Consider the following 19186-nt stretch of genomic DNA (forward strand, 5'->3'; position numbering starts at 1 on the left):
CCACATCATAAAAATGCAGACGGCGTTGGAGAGGGGTCCGGCGCAAGGCCGAGAGCCCCCGCACGGTTCACCATGGAACACGCTTGCCGTGCGCGCCGATCGGGCGCGGGCGGCGTTGCGACGCCTCTGGCGCGGGCCCGCGGCCGCCGCTCCGCGCCCGCCGCTGATCGCCGAGCTCGAGCGCGCGCGCGACGTCGCCGAGGCGGCGAGCGCGGCCAAGAGCCGCTACCTCGCCAACGTCAGCCACGAGCTCCGCTCGCCGCTCAACGCGATCTACGGCTATGCCCAGCTGATCGAGCGCGGCTCGGGGGTCGACCCGCGCGAGGCGGCCAAGGTGATCCGCCGCAGCGCCGAGCACCTCACCGACCTCGTCGAGGGGCTGCTCGACATCTCGCTGGTCGAGAACGGCGTCAGCCGCGTCGCCAGCGACATCGTGCGGCTGCCCGCGTTCCTCGACCAGCTCGCGCGGATGTTCGCGCCCGCGGCCGACGCCAAGGGCCTGTCGTTCGACCTCGACCTGCCCGAGCGGCTGCCCGAGTTCGTGCGCACCGACCAGAAGCGGCTGCGCCAGGTGCTGATCAACCTGATCAGCAACGCGATCAAGTTCACCGACGCGGGTTCGGTCACGCTGCGCCTGCGCTGCACCGGCGAAGTCACCCGCTTCGAGGTCGAGGACACCGGGCCCGGCATCGCGCCCGCCGACCGCGAGCGGGTGTTCGCGCCGTTCGAGCGCGGCGAGGACGCGGACGGGCGCGGCAGCGGCTTCGGCCTCGGCCTCGCCATCACGCGCGCCATCGTCCAGATCCTCGGCGGCGACATCGCGATCGTCGACGCGCCGCGCGGAGGCGCCATGTTCCGGGTATCGCTGCACCTGCCGCAAGTGCGCGTGGCGGGCGCGGGCAAGCCCGATCTTGGCCGCATCGTCGGCCACGCGGGGCCGCGCCGGCAGATCCTCGCGGTCGACGACGACGTGCGCCAGCTCTCGTTCGTGCGCCAGGCGCTCGAGGACGCGGGCTTCGATGTCGCGGTCGCGCCCGACGGCGACACCGCGATCGCGCTGTGCGCGGCGCGCAGCTTCGATCTCGTGCTGCTCGACGTGCAGATGGGCGCGCGCAACGGCTGGTCCACCGCGCGCCACCTGCGCAGCGTCAACGGCCGGGCGCTGAAGATCGTGATGCTCTCGGCCAACGCCCACGAACGCCACGGCCCGGCCGGCGACGACGAGGAGCAGGCCCACGACCAGTTCCTGCTGAAGCCGGTCGAGATCGGCGAGCTGATCGACACGATCGGTCGCCAGCTCGGCCTGCAATGGCTGCGCGAGGGCGCGGCGCCGGCGCGCGCGGGCGATACGGGCGGGGGCGAAAGCGGCGGGGGCGAAGGCGGCGGGGGCGCGGGGGGCCTTCCCGAAGCGGCGCTCGCCCATGTCGGCAGGTTGCGCGACCTCGTGCGGATTGGCCACGTGCGCGGGATCGAGGCGGAAATCCGCGCGCTCGAACAGGCCGCACCCGAATGCGCGGCGCTCGCCGGCACGCTCTACGCCTGCCTCGACCGCTTCGACCTCGCCGCGCTGTCGCGCAAGCTGGAAGGATTGTGATTTCGTGACCGAGGATCTTCTCCAGCGCCGCGACACCGTGCTGGTGGTCGACGACGAGCCCAATTCGCTGCGGCTGCTGACCGACACGCTGGAAGCCGGCGGCATCCAGGTGCTGGTCGCCACCTCGGGCGGGGCGGCGCTCGACCTGCTCGGCCATGTCGTGCCCGACCTGGTGCTTATGGATGCGGTGATGCCGGGCATCGACGGCTTCGAGACGACCGCGCGGATCAAGGCCAACCCGCTGACCGCGCACGTGCCGGTGATCTTCATGACCGGGCTGACCGAAAGCGAGCACGTGATCGAGGGCTTCGAGGTCGGCGGCGTCGACTACGTGAGGAAGCCGGTCAACGTCCACGAGTTGCTGGCCCGCGTGCGCGTCCACCTAGGCCATGCGCGCGCGGTGCAGGCGAGCACGGCGAGCCTCGACGCCACGGGGCGGCTGATGATGGCCACCGACACGCGCGGCTTCCTGCTGTGGTGCACGCCGCTCGCCGAACAGGCGATCAACCGCCTCTCGCCCGGGTGGAACCGCGACCAGGCCGAACTGCCCGTCGAACTGCGCCATTCGGTCGAGCGGCTGCTGACCCGCGACGCGCAAGGGGCGAGCCTGCGCATCGAGCAGGGCGACGGCGCGCTCGAACTGGTGCTGATCGCGCATTACCGCGAGAACGAAGTGCTGATCCGCCTGAACGAGCTCAACCCGCACGTCGATGCGGCGCGGCTGCAGAGCAAGCTGGGGCTGACCGAGCGTGAGGCCGAGGTGCTGCTGTGGATCAGCTACGGCAAGTCCAACGCCGACATCAGCGAAGTGCTGACGATATCCCCGCGCACCGTGCAGAAGCACCTCGAGCGGATCTACGAGAAGCTGGGCGTGGAAACCCGGGCGGCGGCGGCGGCGATCGCGATCAAGGTGATCGCACCCTGATCGCCGGCCGGCCCGCCTGGCGCCGCCCGGGCAGGGGAACTCACTTCTTCTTGGCGGCGATCCCTTCGATCTCGATCAGGAAGTAGGGGCCGGCGAGCGCGGCGACCTGAAAGGTCGAGCGCGCGACCGTGGTCGGGTTCTCGGCGGTCTTGAAGAACTGCTTGAAGCCTTCGTTGGCGCCGGCGAAGTCCATGTGGCCGAGCTTGGGATCGGCCGCGACGAACAGCGTCAGCTTGACGAGGTCGGCCATCGTGTAGCCGCGCGCCTCGAGCAGCGCCTTGATCTTGGTGAGCACGCTGATCGTCTGCGTCTTGGTGTCGCCCAGATCATCGACCGACTTGACGTCGGCGAAGGTCTTCTTGGGATCGACGGGCGAGGCGAGCTGGCCCGAAAGGAAGATGATATCGGTGCCCGCCTTCACGTCGGCGGCATCGAGAATCAGCGCCTGCGGGTTCGACTGGATCTTGGTGACCTGCGCCTGCGCGGCGCCGAGCGGGGCGAGCAGGGCGACGGCGGCGGTGGCGGAAAGCGCGAGGGCACGGGCGAGAGCAGGGGCGGCGATCCGGTTACCGGTGATGAAGCGCATGGGCAGTCCTTGGCTGGTCGTGGCGTGACGGGAGCAGGACGGGCGGCACGACCCTTCCGGCAGGGCTCACCCTAAAGCGCGTGCGGGCCCAGGTGATACGACAATCTGCGTATGGGCAAGTCCCCCGCTTTGCCGTCTCTGCCGGAAACATCGTGCAAAAATTTCACAACACGCGCGAAACACCAAGGGGTCGGCAGCGCGGGCGCAGGAAGCCCGACGGACACGAACCCCGATCGAGAGCGGATGCCGGGAGCGACACGTTCAATGGGGGTCTATTCATGTCGCCACTGTCCAAAGCTGCCCTGATTTCGCTCCTTGCCTCGACCGCGCTTCCGACCGCGGCGATGGCGCAGGAAGCGCCCGCCGCCGACGAACTGCCGTCGGACATCATCGTCACCGGCACCCGCGTGACCGGCATGCGCGCCGCCGACAGCGCCGCGCCGGTGCAGGTCGTGGGCACCCAGGCGATGGCCAACGTCGGCCAGCAGGACCTGACGCAGGTGCTGGCGCAGAGCCTGCCGAGCCTCAACTTCCAGGCTTTCGGCGGCGACACCGCCAACCTCACGCTGACCGCCGCGCTGCGCGGGCTTTCGCCCAACGACACGCTGGTGCTGGTCAACGGCAAGCGCCGCCACTTCACCGCCAACCTCGCGGTGCTGGGCGGCTCGCCCTACTCGGGCGCGGCGACCACCGACCTCAGCTTCATTCCAACCAATTCGATCGGCCGCATCGAAATCCTCCAGGACGGCGCCGCGGCGCAGTACGGTTCGGACGCGATTGCGGGCGTGGTCAACATCATCCTCAAGGACCAGTCCGAAGGCGGCCTGTTCACCGCCACCGGCGGCCAATACTACGAAGGCGACGGCAAGACCTTCTCGACCGCGCTCAACATGGGCTTCAAGCTCGGCGACAGCGGCTTCGTCAACGTGACCGGCGAGTACAAGTTCCACGACTATACCCAGCGCGGCGGCTGCGACCGGCGCTACCTGACGCTCGACTGCAAGACCCGCACCGACATCAATCCGATCGATGCGGCGGGCGTCGAGGCGAACCCGTTCTATCCGCGCGTGAACACGATCAACGGCGATGCCAAGTACAGCCTGTACAACTTCGTGCTCAACGCCGGCTACGACTTCTCGGATGCGGTCTCGGCCTATGCCTTCGGCAGCTACGGCAAGCGCAAGGCCTATGCCTACGAGAACTATCGCCGCGCCACGCGCATCTCGGGCACGACCAGCGAGGGCGAAAAGGTCTATCCGCTGCCGGCCGGGTTCAACCCGCAGGAGCACCTCGACGAGGAAGACTTCTCGCTGACCGGCGGGCTCAAGGGCACGGTCTCGGGCTGGGTCTGGGACCTGTCGCTGACCTATGGCCGCGATGCGGTCGCGCTCTACACGCTCGATTCCGCCAACCCGACGATCTTCGCCCAGCAGCAGTCGGTAAACCCCGATCCGATCTCGTTGCAGCGCAACTTCTACGACGGCACGCTGGTCAACAGCGAGTGGGCGGTCGAAGCCGGCGTGACCAAGGACTTCGAAGTCGGCATGGCCAAGCCGCTGACGCTGGCGTTCGGCGGCCAGTGGCGCAAGGACACCTACGCGATCCAGTCGGGCGAGTTCGCCTCGTGGTTCGGTGGCGGCGGCCAGTCCTATCCGGGCTTTGCCCCGACCGACGCCGGCTCCTACAGCCGCAAGGCCTGGGGCGCCTACGTCGACCTCGCGATGGACCCGGTCGAAGGCCTGCACCTCGACCTCGCCGGCCGCTACGAGCACTACTCCGACTTCGGCAAGGTGTGGAACGGCAAGTTCACGGGCCGCTACGACTTCAGCCCCGCCTTCGGCATCCGCGGCACCGTGTCGAACGGCTTCCGCGCGCCGACGCTCGCCGAATCCTACTACTCGTCGGTCAACGTCGGCCCGGGTTCGACCTTCGGCCAGCTGCCGCCGAACTCCAGCGCCGCGACGGTGCTCGGTTTCGCGCCGCTCAAGCCCGAAAAGGCGACCAGCTTCTCGGCCGGCTTCGTCGCGCACCCGCTGTCCAACCTGCAGATCACGGTCGATGCCTACCAGATCAAGCTGAAGAAGCGCATCGTGCCTTCGGCGGCGATCTTCGGTTCGCTCGGCAGCGACATCGTCTCGCAGGCGGTCATCGACGCGTTGATCGCGCGCGGCGTCAGCCTTGCCGACGCGACCAGCTACGCCGGCATCAACATCTTCACCAACGGCGCTGACACCCGCACCCGCGGCGTCGAAGCGACGGTGGACTACACCAGCGACTTCGGCGACGGGGCGAAGGCCAACTGGACGCTGGGCTTCAACTACAACCAGACCAAGATCGAGAAGATCTATCCGCTGCCGGCAGCGGTGGTGAACACCGCCTTCAGCCAGACCAACCTGCTCGATCCCAACTCGATCGACGGGCTGACCACCGCGACGCCGCGGGTCAAGATCATCGCCAACGCGCTGCTCACGTTCGGTGACTTTTCGGTCAACCTGCGCGAATCGATCTATGGCGTGACGCACCAGCGCACCAGCTTCTCGGGCAGCGGCTATGGCGCGCCGGGCGACGGCAGCGGCTATACCGTGCTGCGGATCGGCACCAGCGCGATCACCGACCTCAACCTCGGCTACAAGATCACGCCCAAGATCCGCTTCGACGTCGGCGCGAACAACCTGTTCGACAAGAAGGCGCCGACCGTGCCGCTGGTGGATCACCCGTCGGGATCGAAGCGCCCGGCAAACGGCGCGAACGTCTACAATCCGCCGATCACCTTCACCCCGTGGGGCATCAACGGTGGCTACTACTATGCCCGTGCAACCTTCAATTTCTGACGGTTGCCGATGACGGCGGCGCCCCCTTGCACCGGCCTGGCGCGGGCGGGGGGGCGCGGTCCTTCGGGCCGGGGCGCGCGTCGCCCCGGTCTCTTCCGGATCGCTGCGATCCGGTTCCCTTTTCCTGACGAAGTGTCATGCTCGCCGCGATGAACGATCCCCTCGACCAGGCCGCCAAGGATCTGGGGACACGGCCCGAGGCCGCCGAGCGGACCGCGCGCGAGCTGGTCCGGCGCAATCCCGCCGATCCGCGCCCGCGCCTGATCCTCGCTTCGGCGCTGCGCCGGCTGGGCCGCGCGGGCGAGGCGCTGCCGCTGTTGATCGAACTGGCGCGCGCCTATCCCAAAGCCGCGCGCACGCGCTACGAGCTGGGGCTGGCGCTCTGCGCGGTCGGTCGCGCGGGCGAGGGCGAGCAGCAGCTCGACGCCGCCGTGGCGCTCGATCCCAACCATGCCGAGGCCTGGGCGGCAATAGCCGACCGCGCTTTCGCCCGCGGCGATGCGGAAGCCGAACGCCGCGCCCGCGCCGCGCTGGCGCGGCTCGATGCCGGCCACCCCGAACTCGGCCGGGCGGCGGAACTCGTCGCGCTCGGCCGCCATGGCGAGGCCGATCCGATCCTGCGGCGCTTCTGCCTCGCCAACCCCAACCATGCCGAAGCCGCGCGATTGATGGCGGCGTGCCATGTCGCCAACCGCACCGTCCATGCCGCCGAGACGCTGCTGCGCCATGCGCTGACCATCGAACCCGGCTCGGCGCGCATCCGCTTCGATCTCGCGCACGCGCTGTTCGCCGCGCGCCTTGCCGAACAGGCGCTGGCCGAGCTTGCCCCGCTGCTCGCGGCGGAGCCGGCCAACCCCGCCTACCTCAACCTCCAGGCCGCCTGCCTCGGCCTGCTCGGGGACGACCGCGCCGCCGAGGCGATCAATGCCGAGCTTGCCGCGGCTTTCCCAGAGAACGCGAGCGTTGCCGTCAACCACGGCCATGCCGCGCGCACCGCGGGTCTGCGCGACAAGGCGATCGCCGCCTATCGCCGCGCAACGCAGCTCAGCCCCAAGGCGGGCGAGGCGTGGTGGGGGCTCGCCAACCTCAAGATCGGGGCGATGGGCGAGAGCGACGAGGCGCAGATGCGCGCGCTGCTCGCCGGATCGCTCCCCGACGACGACCGCATGCGCATCGAATATGCGCTCGGTCGCCGGCTCGAGGACGCGGGCGAGGCCGGGGAAGCCTTCGCGCATTACGCCAGGGGCGCGGCGCTGGCGCGCGCCAAGTTCGGCGGCGAGACCCGCGACTATGCCGCCGAGGCCGAGGCGGTCACCGCGCTCTACTCCGCGGAGTTCCTGGCTGCGCGCGCCGGGCAGGGCGCGGCCGACGATGCGCCGATCTTCGTCGTCGGGCTGCCGCGCTCGGGCTCGACGCTGGTCGAGCAGATCCTCGCCAGCCATCCCGCGATCGAGGGGACGATGGAGCTGCCCTACATCGGCAGCCTCGTCGGCCGGATCGAGCGCGAGGGCGGGCCGGCGCGGATCGCGGCCGCATCCCCGGAGGAGTTGCGTGGCTGGGGCGAGGAGTACCTTGCCCGCACGCAGGTCCATCGTCGGCTGGGCCGGGCCCGGTTCATCGACAAGATGCCCAACAATTTCCGGCACATCGGCCTGATCCGGCTGATCCTGCCCAACGCGCGGATCGTCGACGTGCGGCGCAATCCGATGGCCGCGTGCTTCTCGGGCTATAAGCAGCTCTTCGCCGAAGGGCAGGAGTTCTCATACGACCTTGGCGATCTGGGCGCCTACTATCGCCAATACCTTGCCATCGTCCGCCATTTCCATGCCGCAGCGCCCGGCGCGGTGCACACGCTGGTCTACGAGGACCTCGTTGAGGACACCGAGGGCGAGGTGCGCCGCCTGCTCGATGCAGTGGGCCTGCCGTTCGACCCGGCGACCTTGCGCTTCTTCGAGAACGACCGCGCGGTGCGCACGGTCAGTTCCGAGCAGGTGCGCCAGCCGATCTACCGCGCCGGACTCGATCAATGGCGCAAGTTCGAACCGTTCCTCGCGCCGCTGTCGCAGGCGCTGGGGGATGCGCGCGAGGGGTGGCGCGCGTGACGGGCCCATTCACAGCCGAGAGTATCCGATGAACAAGACGATCAGGGTTGCCGTGCTGGCGCTGGCCGGCGCGACCTTTGCCGCAGTGGCGTGCCTTGCCAGCCCCGGCTTCGCTCAGGACCGGCCGGGGCCGGGCGGGGCGACGGTGGAAGTGTCGAGCGAGGGGCAGGAGGTCTATGAGCAGATCTGCCAGGCCTGCCACATGGCCGACGCCAAGGGCGGCGGCGAGCCCGGCGCGATGATCCCCGCGCTCGCCGGCAACAAGAACCTTGCCGACAAGGACTACCCGATCATCGTGGTGATGAAGGGCCGCGGCGGCATGCCGTGGTTCAACGGCGTGCTGACCAAGGAGCAGATCGCCGCGGTGATCACCTACGTGCGCGGCCACTTCAACGACTACCACGATCCGGTGACCGTCGCCGACATCGACCGCATCGTCGCGACGAACCCGCCCGTGCCCGAGTGCAACACCTGCGGCCACTGAAGCCGCCGCTCGCCAACGCTTTCCAGTTCTCCCGATCCGACCACGAAGGGATTGCAATGCTCGACCAGTTCACCCCGCCGACCCGCCGCCAGCTGCTGACGATGATCGGCAAGGCGGGCGGCGCCGCCGCGCTCTACCAGGCGATGACCGTGCTCGGCCACGCCAAGGACAGCCAGTTCACCGGCCCGCCCAAGCTCTCGGGCGCCAAGCCGGGGGCGAGCGTGCTGGTGCTGGGCGCAGGGCTTGCCGGGATGCTCGCCGCCTACGAGCTGACCAAGGCGGGCTACAAGGTCCAGATCCTCGAATTCCAGGGCCGCGCCGGCGGGCGCAACTATACCGTGCGCGGCGGCGACACGATCACCGAGATCGGTTCGAAGCAGGAGGTGAGCTTTGCTCCGGGCAACTACCTTAACCCGGGGCCATGGCGCATTCCCTACCACCACCGCACCGTGCTGCATTACTGCAAGGAGCTGGGGGTCGAGCTCGAGCCGTTCCTGCAGATCAACCACAACGCGCTGATCCACAACAAGAAGGCGTTTGGCGGCAAGCCGCAGCCCTATCGCGACCTGATGGTCGACTGGAAGGGTCACGTTTCCGAGCTGCTGGGCAAGTCGCTCAACGCCGGCGCGCTCGACACCACCGTCACGCCTGAGGACAAGGCCAAGCTGCTCGAGGCGATGCGCGGCTGGGGCGTGCTCGACAAGGACATGAAGTACACCAAGAGCGACCATGTCGGCGAACAGCGCGGCTGGGAGCGGCCGCCGGGCGGCGGGGTCAACGGCGCGCCGATCCCCAACGATCCGTTCAGCCTGACCGAGACGCTCGACAGCGGCATCTGGCAGTCGCTCGGCTTCTATGCCGAGCACGTGATGCAGACGACGATGTTCCAGCCCAAGGGCGGCATGGATCACATCGGCAAGGGCTTCCAGGCCAAGGTCGGCAAGCTGATCCGCTTCAACACGCGCGTCTCGAAGATCGCGCAGGACGAGCGCGGCGTCACCGCCAGCTGGACCGACACCAAGACCGGCCAGACCGGCGAGACCCATGCCGACTGGATGGTCTGCACGATCCCCGCGCCGGTGCTCAACCAGATCGACTTCCAGGCGAGCCCGGAGAAGAAGGCGGCGATCCGCGCGCTGCCTTATGGCAACTCGGTCAAGATCGGGCTCGAGATGAAGCGCCGCTTCTGGGAGACCGACTATGCCATCTACGGCGGCATCTCGTTCACCGATCAGGCCATCTCGCTGATCTCGTATCCCAGCGCGGGCTGCTTCAGCGATGGGCCGGCGGTGCTGCTCGGCGCCTATCCGTTCGGGCCGGGCGCCTACATGCTGGCCGGCATGACCCCGGAAAAGCGCATCCAGGCCGCGCTCGACCAGGGATCGGTGTTCCATCCGGCCGAGTACAAGGCCGAGTTCCTGTCGGGCGCGAGCGTCGCCTGGAACCGCATGCCGTGGATCCTCGGCTGCTGCGCCGCCTGGACCGAGGAAAGCCGCGCCGCGCACTACCAGAACCTCGTTTCGATGGAGGGCCGCATCGTGCTCGCGGGCGAACATTGCTCGTACTACGGCTGCTGGCAGGAGGGCGCGCTGCTGTCCTCGATCGACGCGATCACCCGCCTGCACCAGAAGGCTTCGGCCGCCTGAGCGCGGCCGCGACGATGAAGCGGGGCACCGGCGCGGACCTTATTCGTATGCGATGAGGTCCCGCGCCGTTCGCATCGGCGGCGCTTGCTGGCATGGCCGGCGGGTTCCACCGATGCGAAAGGCGTCCCGATGTCCGAATTGCCGCTCCCGCCCGCCGACCGCCCCCTGGGGCGCAGCGGCATTGCGATCTCGTCGCTGGGCTGGGGAATGTGGCGACTGACGGCGGCGGGGCTGGACGCCGCCGGGGTCGCGCGACTGGTCGAGGGCGTGCTCGACGCCGGGGTGACCCTGCTCGACACCGCCGACATCTACGGCTTCGATGGCAAGGACGGGTTCGGCGAGGCCGAGGCGCTGTTGGGGCAGGCGCTGGCGCTCGCGCCGTCCTTGCGCGGCCGGATGGTGCTGGCGACCAAGGGCGGGATCATGCCGCCGCTGCCCTACGACCAGTCGCGGGCCTATCTCGCCGGCGCGATCGACGCTTCGCTGCGGCGGCTGCGCACCGACCGGATCGACCTCTACCAGATCCACCGCCCCGACATCCTTGCCCATCCGCAGGACGTGGCGCGCGTGCTCGACGATGCGGTGCGGGCGGGCAAGATCCGCAGCCTGGGCGTCTCCAACTTCACCCCGGCGCAGATCGCCGCACTGGCGCACTTCCTCGATGCGCCGCTCGTCTCGACCCAGCCCGAGATCAGTCCCCTGCGCATCGAGCCGCTGGAGAACGGCGAAATGGACCAGGCGATGGTCATGGACCTCGCGCCGCTCGCCTGGTCGCCGCTCGGCGGGGGCAGCCTGTTCGATCCGCAGACCGCGCGCGAGAAGGCGGTCGCCGCCGCGCTCGACGTGGTGGCGCAGGCGCAAGGGGTGTCGCGCAGCAGCGCGGCGTTCAGCTGGCTGATGGCGCATCCCGCGGGGATCGTGCCGATCGTCGGATCGCAGAAGCTGGCGCGGGTGGTCGAGGCGACCGAGGCGCTCAAGGTGCGCTGGACCCGCGCGGAGTGGTACGCGGTGCTGGTGGCGAGCCGGGGCGCGCCGCTTCCGTAAGCCCCGCCTTAGTTGCCCGGTTGATTAATCGGTGCCGGGCCTGCATGGCGGTGGCGGGAGAAAAGCCATGACCATGATGCGTGCCGTCGAAGTGGGAGCGCTCGCCCCGGACCTTGCCGGGCTTTCGATCGTCGAGAAGCCGATCCCCGTGCCCGGCCCCGGCGAAGTGCTGGTGCGGATCGAGGCGGCGGCGCTCGGCTTTCCCGACCTGCTGATGACCGAAGGGCTCTACCAGGCAAAGCCCCCGCTGCCGTTCGTGCCCGGCATGGAGGCCGCCGGTACGATCGCCGCGGTCGGCGAGGGCGCGGGTTTCGCGATCGGCGATGAGGTGGTGGTCGGCGGGCTGACCGGGGGCGTCCAGCAGTACGCGGTGCATCCGGCGGCGGCGGTATCGCCCAAGCCGGCGCGGCTTTCGTTCGGGCAGGCGGCGGGCCTTCGCGCCGCCTATCTCACCGCCTATGTCGGGCTGGTGCGTTGCGGTCGCGCCGAGCGGGGCGACTGGCTGCTGGTCCATGGCGCCGCCGGCGGCGTGGGCCTTGCTGCGGTGGACATGGCGCGGGCCTTGGGCCTGCGAGTCATCGCCGTCGCCTCGAGCGAGGACAAGCTTGCCCGCGTGCGCGAACTGTTCGCGCCCGAACACGCCATTCTCGGCCCCACCGGCTTTCGCGAGCGGGTGCTGGAGATCACCGGCGGCAAGGGGGTGCAGATCGTCTACGATCCGGTGGGCGGCGACGTGTTCGACGAATCCACCCGCTGCATCGCCTTCGGCGGCCGCCTGCTGGTGATCGGTTTTGCCAGCGGGCGCATTCCCGAAATCCGCGCCAACATCCCGTTGATCAAGGGCTTTTCGGTGGTGGGCGTGCGCGCGGGCGAATTCGGGCGCAAGTTCCCCGCGCTGGGGCGCGAGAACGTCGCGGCGATCATGCAGATGGCGCAGGACGGGACGATCGCGCCGACCGTCCATCGCGAAGTGCCGCTCGACGCCTATCGCGAAGCCTATGCCGCGATGCGCGATCGCAGCGTGGTCGGCCGCACGATCATCCTGCCGCACGCCTGACCGATCCGCCGGCCCTTTCCGTTGCGCGCAAGGCGTAGCGTGCGCCCGCGGACCATGCGCAAAAAGAAAGGGCCGTCCCGGAGGGCGGCCCTGGAAAGTTTGGGAGAGGATGCCTGAAAGGCCCGTCCTATGTGCGCTGCAGCACCGATTCCGACAAGTGCGAAACGCGCTCGTTCAATTGAAATTTTTGCAATCATAGCTTTGTCATTCTGTGCCGGTCGGAGCGGCGCTTTTGCAGCGATCGCGGAAAACCGGGCGTTTTCAGGCCGTGCATTCGTATGTGGGCAGGGTTTACGCGTTGGGAAATTGCAACACGCGCAAGGTGCAGTGCAGCATGGCCTGCCCTTTAGGACAGGTTTTTTCCGCATTGGATCCACTCCGGCGGCTTCGTCATCCGGTTTCCGGCGCAACCGTCGGCGGGGTGGAAAGGGTGACGCGGGGGGATTGCGAAGGCGGCGGGGCGGACGCAAGGTCCCGGGCAAAGGAGTCGCCACCGCCATGCCTCGTTCGTTCACCACCCCCGTTTCCACCCGCATCCGTTTCCCTGCCCCCGGCCGGTCCGGTCGCGCCGCGCTCGCGCTCGCGCTGTCGCTGTCGGCGGCGTTGTCGGTCGCGGGCGCGCCGGTCGCGTGTGCCGCGGGCGCTGCTCCCGCGCCGACGCCCCGCGCCGAGGCGCAAGTGCTGGCGCTCTCGCAGCAGATCATGGCGATGCGCTCGGTGGTGGGCGAGGGCAACGAGACGCCCAGGGTCGCGGCCGCGATCCGCGATGCGCTCGTCGCCGGCGGCTGGTCGGCCGCGGACGTCGAGATCGTGCCGCTCAAGGACACCGCCTACCTGATCGCGACATGGAAGGGCAGCAACGCCAAGCTCAAGCCGCTGGTCGTCTCGGGCCACATGGACGTGGTCGAAGCCAAGCGCGCCGACTGGCAGCGCGATCCCTTCGTGCCGGTGGTCGAGGACGGCATCCTCTACGGCCGCGGCGCGACCGACATGAAGTTCAACGCGGCGCAAGCGGTGTCGAGCCTGATCGACCTGCGCCAGTCGGGCTACAAGCCCAAGCGCACGATCGTCATCGCCTTCTCGGGCGACGAGGAGACGACGATGGCGACCTCGCGCGCGATCGCCGAGCGGCTCAAGGGCGCCGAACTGGTGATCAACGTCGATGGCGGCGGCGGCAAGCTCGACGAGGCCACGGGCAAGCCGGTCTACTGGGCCTGGGACGGCGCCGAGAAGACCTATGCCGACTTCAAGCTCGAGGTTACCAACCCCGGCGGCCACAGCAGCGCGCCGAGGCCCGACAATGCCATCGTCCAGCTTTCGCGCGCGCTCGAGCGGATCGGCGCGCATCACTTCGCGGCGGAGCAGAACCCGCTGACCAAGGCGTGGTTCGAGCGCGCCGCCGCGTTCGAATCCGATGCGGCGACGGCCGCCGCGATGCGCGCCTTCGCCGCCGACCCGAACGACGAAAAGGCGCTGGCGGTGCTGCGCGCCAATCCCTCGACGGTGGGCAAGGTCGGCACGACCTGCGTGCCGACGATGGTCTCGGGCGGCCATGCGCTCAACGCCCTGCCGCAGCGCGCCACCGCCAACATCAACTGCCGCATCTTCCCCGGCAACAAGCCGGCCGAGGTCATGGCCGAACTCGCCCGGGTGGCGGCCGAGCCTTCGGTCACCTTCACCGACGTCAGCGAAGGCTCGACCGCCTCGCCCGCCTCGCCGATGCGGGCGGACTTCGTCGGCGCGGCCGAAGCGGCGATCCACGCCGCCTGGCCGGGCGTGCCGGTGATCCCGATGCAGGCTTCGGGCGCTTCGGATTCGATGTGGTATCGCAGCGTCGGCGTCGCCGCCTATGGCGCCAGCCCGCTGATGACCAAGGACAGCGAGGAATTCTCGCACGGGCTCAACGAACGCGTGCGCCTGTCGAACGTGCGCCCCGGCCTCGTCTACTACAACGCGCTGTTCACCCGCCTGACGCAATGATCGCGTCGAGGAAGCGGCGGGCGATCGCATCGGCTTCGGCCGGGTCGAACTGACCGGGCGAAAGGCACAGTTCGAGCCATAGCCCGTCGACCAGCGCGGTGACGCCGATGGCGGCGCTGCGCAGGCGGTCGGCGGGCACGCCGCAGGCCGCGAGCAGTTCCTCGAGCCGGGCGCGGAAGGCGCAGTAGTGCGCCTCGTGCTGGGCGGCGATCTCGGGCCGGGCGGAGACCAGCGACCAGAACGCGATCCAGGTGGCGAGCAGGTCGGGGTTGGCGATCGGCGCGGCGAAGCTGCCGGTGACGAAGGCGGCCAGCCGGTCGCGCGGGTCGGGGCCTGCCGCGGCCACCGCCTCGGCGAGCCGGTCGGTCACCAGCCGGTCGGTTTCGGCGTAGGTTTCCGCGACGAGCGCATCGACACCTTCGAAGTAGTGGTTGACGAGGCCGGCCGAGACCCCCGCCTCGGCCGCGATCGCGCGCACGCTGGTGCGCGTCGCGCCCTCGCGGGCGAGCACGCGCATGCACGCCTCGATCAGGCTGCGGCGGCGGGCATCGGGAACCGAGCGGCGATAGGCGGGTGCTTTCATGCTGGTGTCGGGCCTCGGTTTGTTATACAATCGTCCAATAAGTCGGTTCAGGAGCCGGCGGCAAGGACCAAGCGATGGGTGATCTATCTTCCGCCTTTGCAGAGATCGCGTCGGTCGACGTCGACCCGGATGGTGACTGGAGCCTGCCGGGCTGGCTCTACACCGATCCCGAATACTATGCGAAGGAGATCGAGGAGGTTATCCGGCCTTCCTGGCAGATTGTATGTCACGCAAACGACATCGCTGCCCCCGGCGACTACCGCACTCTCGACTACCTCGGCGAAAGCGTCCTCGTCATCCGTGGCGAGGACGGACAGGTCCGCGCCTTTACCAATGTCTGCCGCCATCGCGCGATGCGACTGGTCGAGGGCCCTTCGGGTTGCGCGAAGAAGCTGATCTGTCCCTATCACGCCTGGGCTTTCGAAACCGACGGGCGCCTGACCGGCGTGCCGATGAAGTCCGACTACCCCGCGCTCAAGATGGAGGAGAACGGGCTTCATGCCGTGGCGGTCGAGATCTGGCGCGGCTTCGTCTTCGTCCGCCTCGTCGACAAGGGCTTCCCCTCGGTCGCCGAAATGATGGCGCCGTTCGAAGACGAAGTCGCGCCTTACCGCTTCGAGGAGATGCAGCGCATTTCCGATGTCCGCCTGCGCCCGCGCGCGGTGAACTGGAAGAACGTGGGCGACAACTATTCGGACAACCTGCACATTCCCGTCGCGCACGACGGCCTCACCCGCATCTTCGCCCGGTCCTACGAGATTTCGGCGCACGGCTGGGCCGACCGGATGAAGGGCGATCTGGTGGAAAAGCCCTCGGCCAACTTCTGGGAGCGGTTCTACCAGGCGCACCTGCCGGAAGTGCCGCACTTGTCGCAAACGGCGCAGCGCCGCTGGCTCTACTACAAGCTGTGGCCGAACATCGCCTTCGACATCTACGCCGACCAGATCGACTTCATGCAGTGGATCCCGACCGGGCCGACCAGCTGCGTGCTGCGCGAAATGGCCTATGCGCTGCCGGATGACCGGCGCGAGATGAAGCTCGCCCGCTATGCCAACTGGCGGATCAACCGCGTGGTCAACCAGGAGGACACCTGGCTGATCGAGCGGGTGCAGCAGGGCATGGCGAGCGGCAGCTACGGCGCCGGCCCCATCGGCCGCAGCGAGGTCTGCCTGCGCAGCTTCGCCCGCAAGATCCGCGCGATCTTCCCCGAAGCGCGCCTGCACAAGGCGCCGCCGGCGGGGTGGAGCAAGCGCTGAAGCACACGATATAGAGTTTCCGGGAGCACCAGATGACCAATCGCTACGACGCCATCGTGATCGGCGGCGGCCACAACGGCCTCACTTGCGCGTTCTACCTCGCCCGTGCCGGCATGAAGGTGCGCGTGCTCGAACGCCGCCACGTGGTTGGCGGCGCCGCGGTGACCGAGGAATTCCACCCCGGCTTCCGCAACTCGACCGCCAGCTACACGGTCAGCCTGCTGCGGCCCAAGGTCATCGCCGACATGAAGCTGCACGAACGCGGCTACCGCGTGCTCGAGCGGACGATCAGCAACTTCTTCCCGTTCCCTGACACCTACCTCAAGCTCGGCGGCGCGCCGGGCCGGACCGAGGCCGAGTTCGCGCGCTTTTCCAAGAAGGACGCCGAGGCCTATCCCAGGTACGACACCGCGCTCGAAAAGGTCGCCAACGTGCTGCGCGACATCGCGCTGCAGACCCCGCCCAACCTCGGCGGCGGGCTCGCCGCGCTGAAGAACGCGGTGATGCAGGGCTGGCCGCTCGCCAGGCTCGACCTTGCGACGCAGCGCGACCTGCTCGACATCTTCACCAAGTCGGCGCGCGATTTCCTCGACGGCTGGTTCGAGGACGATCACGTCAAGTCGGCCTTCGCCTTCGACGCGGTGGTCGGCAACTATGCCGGCGTCTCCACCCCCGGCAGTGCCTATGTCCTGCTGCACCACGTGTTCGGCGAAGTGAACGGCAAGCTCGGCGCCTGGGGCCACTCGGTCGGCGGCATGGGCGCGATCACCCAGGCGATGGCCAAGGCTTGCGAGGAATACGGCGTCGAGATCAGCCTCGAAGCGCCGGTCGCCAAGGTTCTCGTCAACAATGGCAAGGCGCAGGGCGTGAAGCTCGAAAGCGGCGAGGAGCTTTATGCGCCCGTGATCGCCGCCAATGTCGGCCCCGCGCTGCTCTATCGCCAGCTGGTCGATTCCAGCGACCTCGACGAGGACTTCAACCGCCGGGTGAAGAACTACAAGACCGGCTCGGGCACGTTCCGCATGAACGTCGCGCTGTCGGAGCTTCCCGACTTCACCGTGCTGCCGGGCAAGGAAAAGGCCGAGCACCACACCGCCGGCATCATCATCGCGCCCGGCATGGACTACATGGACCAGGCCTTCATCGACGCGCAGCAGCACGGCTGGTCGAAGAAGCCAATCGTCGAGATCAAGATCCCGAGCACCGTCGACGACAGCCTCGCCCCTCCGGGGAGCCACGTCGCCAGCCTGTTCTGCCAGCAGTTCGATCCCAACGTCGATTGGGACCAGCACCGCGAGAAGGTTGCCGACCTGATCATCGACACGGTCAACGACCATGCGCCCAACTTCAAGGCCAGCGTGATCGCGCGCCAGATCCATTCGCCGCTCGATCTCGAGCGCAAGTTCGGCCTGATCGGCGGCGACATCTTCCACGGCAACATGGGCCTCGACCAGCTCTGGGCCGCGCGGCCGTTCCTGGGGAACGGCGACTATCGCGCGCCGATCAAGGGCCTCTACATGTGCGGCAGCGGCACCCACCCGGGCGGCGGCGTGACCGGCGCGCCCGGCCACAACGCCGCGCACGAGATCATCCGCGACCGCTCGGTGCTGTGGAAGGTGCTGCACCGCGGGCGGTGAGCCCCTCCGTCAGCCCTGCGGGCTGCCACCTCCCCATTTGTGCCTTCTGCAAAAATGGGGAGGAACAAGATCCTCCCCGTTTTCACGCAGTGCAAACGGGGAGGGGGACCGCCCGCGCAGCGGGTGGTGGGGGGGTCATGCTGCCGCTCCCCGCCGCACCAGCCAGTAGACCGGCACCCCGGCCACCACGAACAGCGCGCCATAACCCAGCGCGTGCGCGCCCAGGCCCCACGAGGCCCAGACGATGAACGCCGCCGCGATCAGCGCGACCACGGCGAGGAGCCGCTCGCCCGGTAGCAGCTTCAAGGCAGCGAGCATCACCATCAGGTAGCTCAGCATGCCGGCGGCCAGGCTGACCGAGGCGATGAACTGGAACAGGTCGCCCAGCCCCTTGGAATAGTTCATCAGCGCCACGCAGGTTAGCAGAACCGAGGATACGACGTGCGCGCGCCCCGGCGTGCCGCGCGTCGTCTCCTTGGCGAACCACGCCGGGAATACGCCGCCCTTGGCCATCGCCCAGGGCACTTCGCCCTGCAGCAGGATGAAGCCGTTTAGCGTTCCGAACGCGCTGATCGCGGCGAACACGGCAACCACGCTCGCCACCCCGCCGCCGAAATGCTGGCCAAGGAAGTCGGCCACGGGCGCGGGCGAGGCCGCCGCCTGTCCGGTCGGCATATAGGCGAAGAAGGCGAGGCTGATGCCGACATAGACCACGCCGGTCAGCACCGTGCCGATCAAGGTCGCGCGCGGCACCACCGCGCTTGCGTTCTCCACCTTGTCGGCCGGGACGGTTGCGGATTCGAGGCCGAGGAAGCCCCAGAAGGTCAGCCCCGCGGCGCTCGCGATCGCGCCTGCTGCGATCGGCACCGGCGGCTGCGCCACGTGCGGCGCGCCGGTCAGGGCCAGCCACAGCGCCAGTGCGATCAGCACCACCAGCGGGATCAGTTTGAGGGCGCTCGTCACCAGCGACACTTCGCCCGCGGTGCGCACGCCGCGGATGTTCACCGCGGTCAGCAGCCAGACGCAGGCGACCGCGAGCAGCGCGGGCAGACCCGGCGTCCGGCCGATGACCGGCGCGATCAGGCTGATGTTGCTGACCACCGCCACCGCGATCGCGCCGTTGCCCGCCCAGATCATCGTCCAGTACGACCACGCCGTGGCGAACCCGGCAAGCGGGCCGAACGCGGCATTGGCATAGGCATAAGGGCCGCCCGCCAAGGGCAGCTTGCCGCCCAGCCGGGCGAACACGATGGCAAGGCACAGCGCGCCGCCGATCGTCACCAGCCAGCCGAGCAGCTGGTTCGCCCCCAGCGGCGCCAGCGTCGCCGGCAGCAGGTAGATGCCCGAACCGATCAGGTTGCCGACGACCAGCGCCAGCGTCATCAGGAAGCCGAGCTGGCGGGCCGGTCTGGTGGCTGTGGTGCTCAAGCGAATAGTCTCCCCGCCGTCTCGAAACGTGCA

14 protein-coding genes are annotated in these 19186 nt (G+C 68.9%); 11 read left to right on the plus strand and 3 right to left on the minus strand.

Annotated elements, in window-relative coordinates:
• Positions 1 to 88 precede the first annotated feature (88 nt).
• Both K3A85_RS07965 and K3A85_RS07970 read left to right on the plus strand, forming a co-directional pair.
• Positions 89 to 1594, plus strand: coding sequence for a hybrid sensor histidine kinase/response regulator (locus K3A85_RS07965; protein WP_225205919.1), 1506 nt, complete (start codon positions 89 to 91; stop codon positions 1592 to 1594).
• 4 nt (positions 1595 to 1598) lie between these two features.
• Positions 1599 to 2519 carry a response regulator gene (locus K3A85_RS07970; RefSeq protein ID WP_225205920.1) on the plus strand — a complete coding sequence of 307 codons (921 nt, stop codon included), beginning with the start codon at positions 1599 to 1601 and terminating at the stop codon, positions 2517 to 2519.
• 40 nt (positions 2520 to 2559) lie between these two features.
• On the opposite strand, the gene K3A85_RS07975 is transcribed toward K3A85_RS07970, so the two are convergent.
• A complete protein-coding gene (locus K3A85_RS07975; RefSeq protein WP_225205921.1) occupies positions 2560 to 3105 on the minus strand; it encodes a Rid family hydrolase in 546 nt (181 codons plus the stop codon).
• 278 nt (positions 3106 to 3383) lie between these two features.
• Here K3A85_RS07975 and K3A85_RS07980 point away from each other — a divergent pair, with 278 nt between their 5' ends.
• The 7 genes from K3A85_RS07980 (at position 3384) to K3A85_RS08010 (ending at position 14249) form a co-directional block, all read left to right on the plus strand.
• A complete protein-coding gene (locus tag K3A85_RS07980) occupies positions 3384 to 5936 on the plus strand; it encodes a TonB-dependent receptor plug domain-containing protein (protein WP_225205922.1) in 2553 nt (850 codons plus the stop codon).
• Positions 5937 to 6085: 149 nt separating this feature from the next.
• Positions 6086 to 8038 carry a tetratricopeptide repeat-containing sulfotransferase family protein gene (locus K3A85_RS07985; protein ID WP_225205923.1) on the plus strand — a complete coding sequence of 651 codons (1953 nt, stop codon included), beginning with the start codon at positions 6086 to 6088 and terminating at the stop codon, positions 8036 to 8038.
• A 28-nt stretch (positions 8039 to 8066) separates the two neighbouring features.
• Entirely contained in the window at positions 8067 to 8522 is a 456-nt protein-coding gene (locus K3A85_RS07990) for a c-type cytochrome (protein ID WP_225205924.1), read from the plus strand.
• Positions 8523 to 8578: 56 nt separating this feature from the next.
• The gene (locus K3A85_RS07995) at positions 8579 to 10168 is read left to right on the plus strand and encodes a flavin monoamine oxidase family protein (protein WP_225205925.1); all 1590 of its coding nucleotides are present in this window, start codon (positions 8579 to 8581) and stop codon (positions 10166 to 10168) included.
• A 129-nt stretch (positions 10169 to 10297) separates the two neighbouring features.
• The gene (locus tag K3A85_RS08000) at positions 10298 to 11212 is read left to right on the plus strand and encodes an aldo/keto reductase (RefSeq protein WP_225205926.1); all 915 of its coding nucleotides are present in this window, start codon (positions 10298 to 10300) and stop codon (positions 11210 to 11212) included.
• 67 nt (positions 11213 to 11279) lie between these two features.
• A complete protein-coding gene (locus tag K3A85_RS08005; protein WP_318248073.1) occupies positions 11280 to 12269 on the plus strand; it encodes an NADPH:quinone oxidoreductase family protein in 990 nt (329 codons plus the stop codon).
• Between the two features lie 498 nt (positions 12270 to 12767).
• On the plus strand, positions 12768 to 14249 hold the full coding sequence (locus K3A85_RS08010; RefSeq protein ID WP_225205927.1) for a M20/M25/M40 family metallo-hydrolase: 1482 nt from the start codon (positions 12768 to 12770) through the stop codon (positions 14247 to 14249).
• Here K3A85_RS08010 and betI read toward each other — a convergent pair.
• Complete coding sequence (betI, locus tag K3A85_RS08015) at positions 14230 to 14832, minus strand: transcriptional regulator BetI (protein ID WP_225205928.1); 603 nt, start codon at positions 14830 to 14832, stop codon at positions 14230 to 14232. The genes K3A85_RS08010 and betI overlap by 20 nt on opposite strands.
• 74 nt (positions 14833 to 14906) lie before the next feature.
• On the opposite strand from betI, the gene K3A85_RS08020 reads away from it, so the two are divergent.
• Together K3A85_RS08020 and K3A85_RS08025 are read left to right on the plus strand one after the other, a co-directional pair.
• Positions 14907 to 16088: an aromatic ring-hydroxylating oxygenase subunit alpha gene (locus K3A85_RS08020; RefSeq protein WP_225205929.1), complete on the plus strand. Its 1182-nt coding sequence runs from the start codon at positions 14907 to 14909 to the stop codon at positions 16086 to 16088.
• A gap of 32 nt (positions 16089 to 16120) precedes the next feature.
• The gene (locus K3A85_RS08025; RefSeq protein ID WP_225205930.1) at positions 16121 to 17725 is read left to right on the plus strand and encodes a phytoene desaturase family protein; all 1605 of its coding nucleotides are present in this window, start codon (positions 16121 to 16123) and stop codon (positions 17723 to 17725) included.
• Positions 17726 to 17860: 135 nt separating this feature from the next.
• Here K3A85_RS08025 and K3A85_RS08030 read toward each other — a convergent pair whose 3' ends face one another.
• Positions 17861 to 19153 carry an amino acid permease gene (locus K3A85_RS08030; protein WP_225205931.1) on the minus strand — a complete coding sequence of 431 codons (1293 nt, stop codon included), beginning with the start codon at positions 19151 to 19153 and terminating at the stop codon, positions 17861 to 17863.
• Positions 19154 to 19186: the final 33 nt, after the last annotated feature.

Source organism: Novosphingobium huizhouense (assembly GCF_020179475.1).
In the GTDB taxonomy this organism is placed as follows: domain Bacteria; phylum Pseudomonadota; class Alphaproteobacteria; order Sphingomonadales; family Sphingomonadaceae; genus Novosphingobium; species Novosphingobium huizhouense.

Bases quoted from the DNA above. Each gene is read 5' to 3' on its own strand.
- K3A85_RS08010 (WP_225205927.1), top strand. From the start codon at position 12,768: ATGCCTCGTTCGTTCACCACCCCCGTTTCCACCCGCATCCGTTTCCCT.
- K3A85_RS07975 (WP_225205921.1), bottom strand. From the start codon at position 3,105: ATGCGCTTCATCACCGGTAACCGGATCGCCGCCCCTGCTCTCGCCCGT.
- betI (WP_225205928.1), bottom strand. From the start codon at position 14,832: ATGAAAGCACCCGCCTATCGCCGCTCGGTTCCCGATGCCCGCCGCCGC.
- K3A85_RS07995 (WP_225205925.1), top strand. From the start codon at position 8,579: ATGCTCGACCAGTTCACCCCGCCGACCCGCCGCCAGCTGCTGACGATG.
- K3A85_RS07990 (WP_225205924.1), top strand. From the start codon at position 8,067: ATGAACAAGACGATCAGGGTTGCCGTGCTGGCGCTGGCCGGCGCGACC.
- K3A85_RS08020 (WP_225205929.1), top strand. From the start codon at position 14,907: ATGGGTGATCTATCTTCCGCCTTTGCAGAGATCGCGTCGGTCGACGTC.
- K3A85_RS07980 (WP_225205922.1), top strand. From the start codon at position 3,384: ATGTCGCCACTGTCCAAAGCTGCCCTGATTTCGCTCCTTGCCTCGACC.
- K3A85_RS08000 (WP_225205926.1), top strand. From the start codon at position 10,298: ATGTCCGAATTGCCGCTCCCGCCCGCCGACCGCCCCCTGGGGCGCAGC.
- K3A85_RS07985 (WP_225205923.1), top strand. From the start codon at position 6,086: ATGAACGATCCCCTCGACCAGGCCGCCAAGGATCTGGGGACACGGCCC.
- K3A85_RS08005 (WP_318248073.1), top strand. From the start codon at position 11,280: ATGACCATGATGCGTGCCGTCGAAGTGGGAGCGCTCGCCCCGGACCTT.
- K3A85_RS08025 (WP_225205930.1), top strand. From the start codon at position 16,121: ATGACCAATCGCTACGACGCCATCGTGATCGGCGGCGGCCACAACGGC.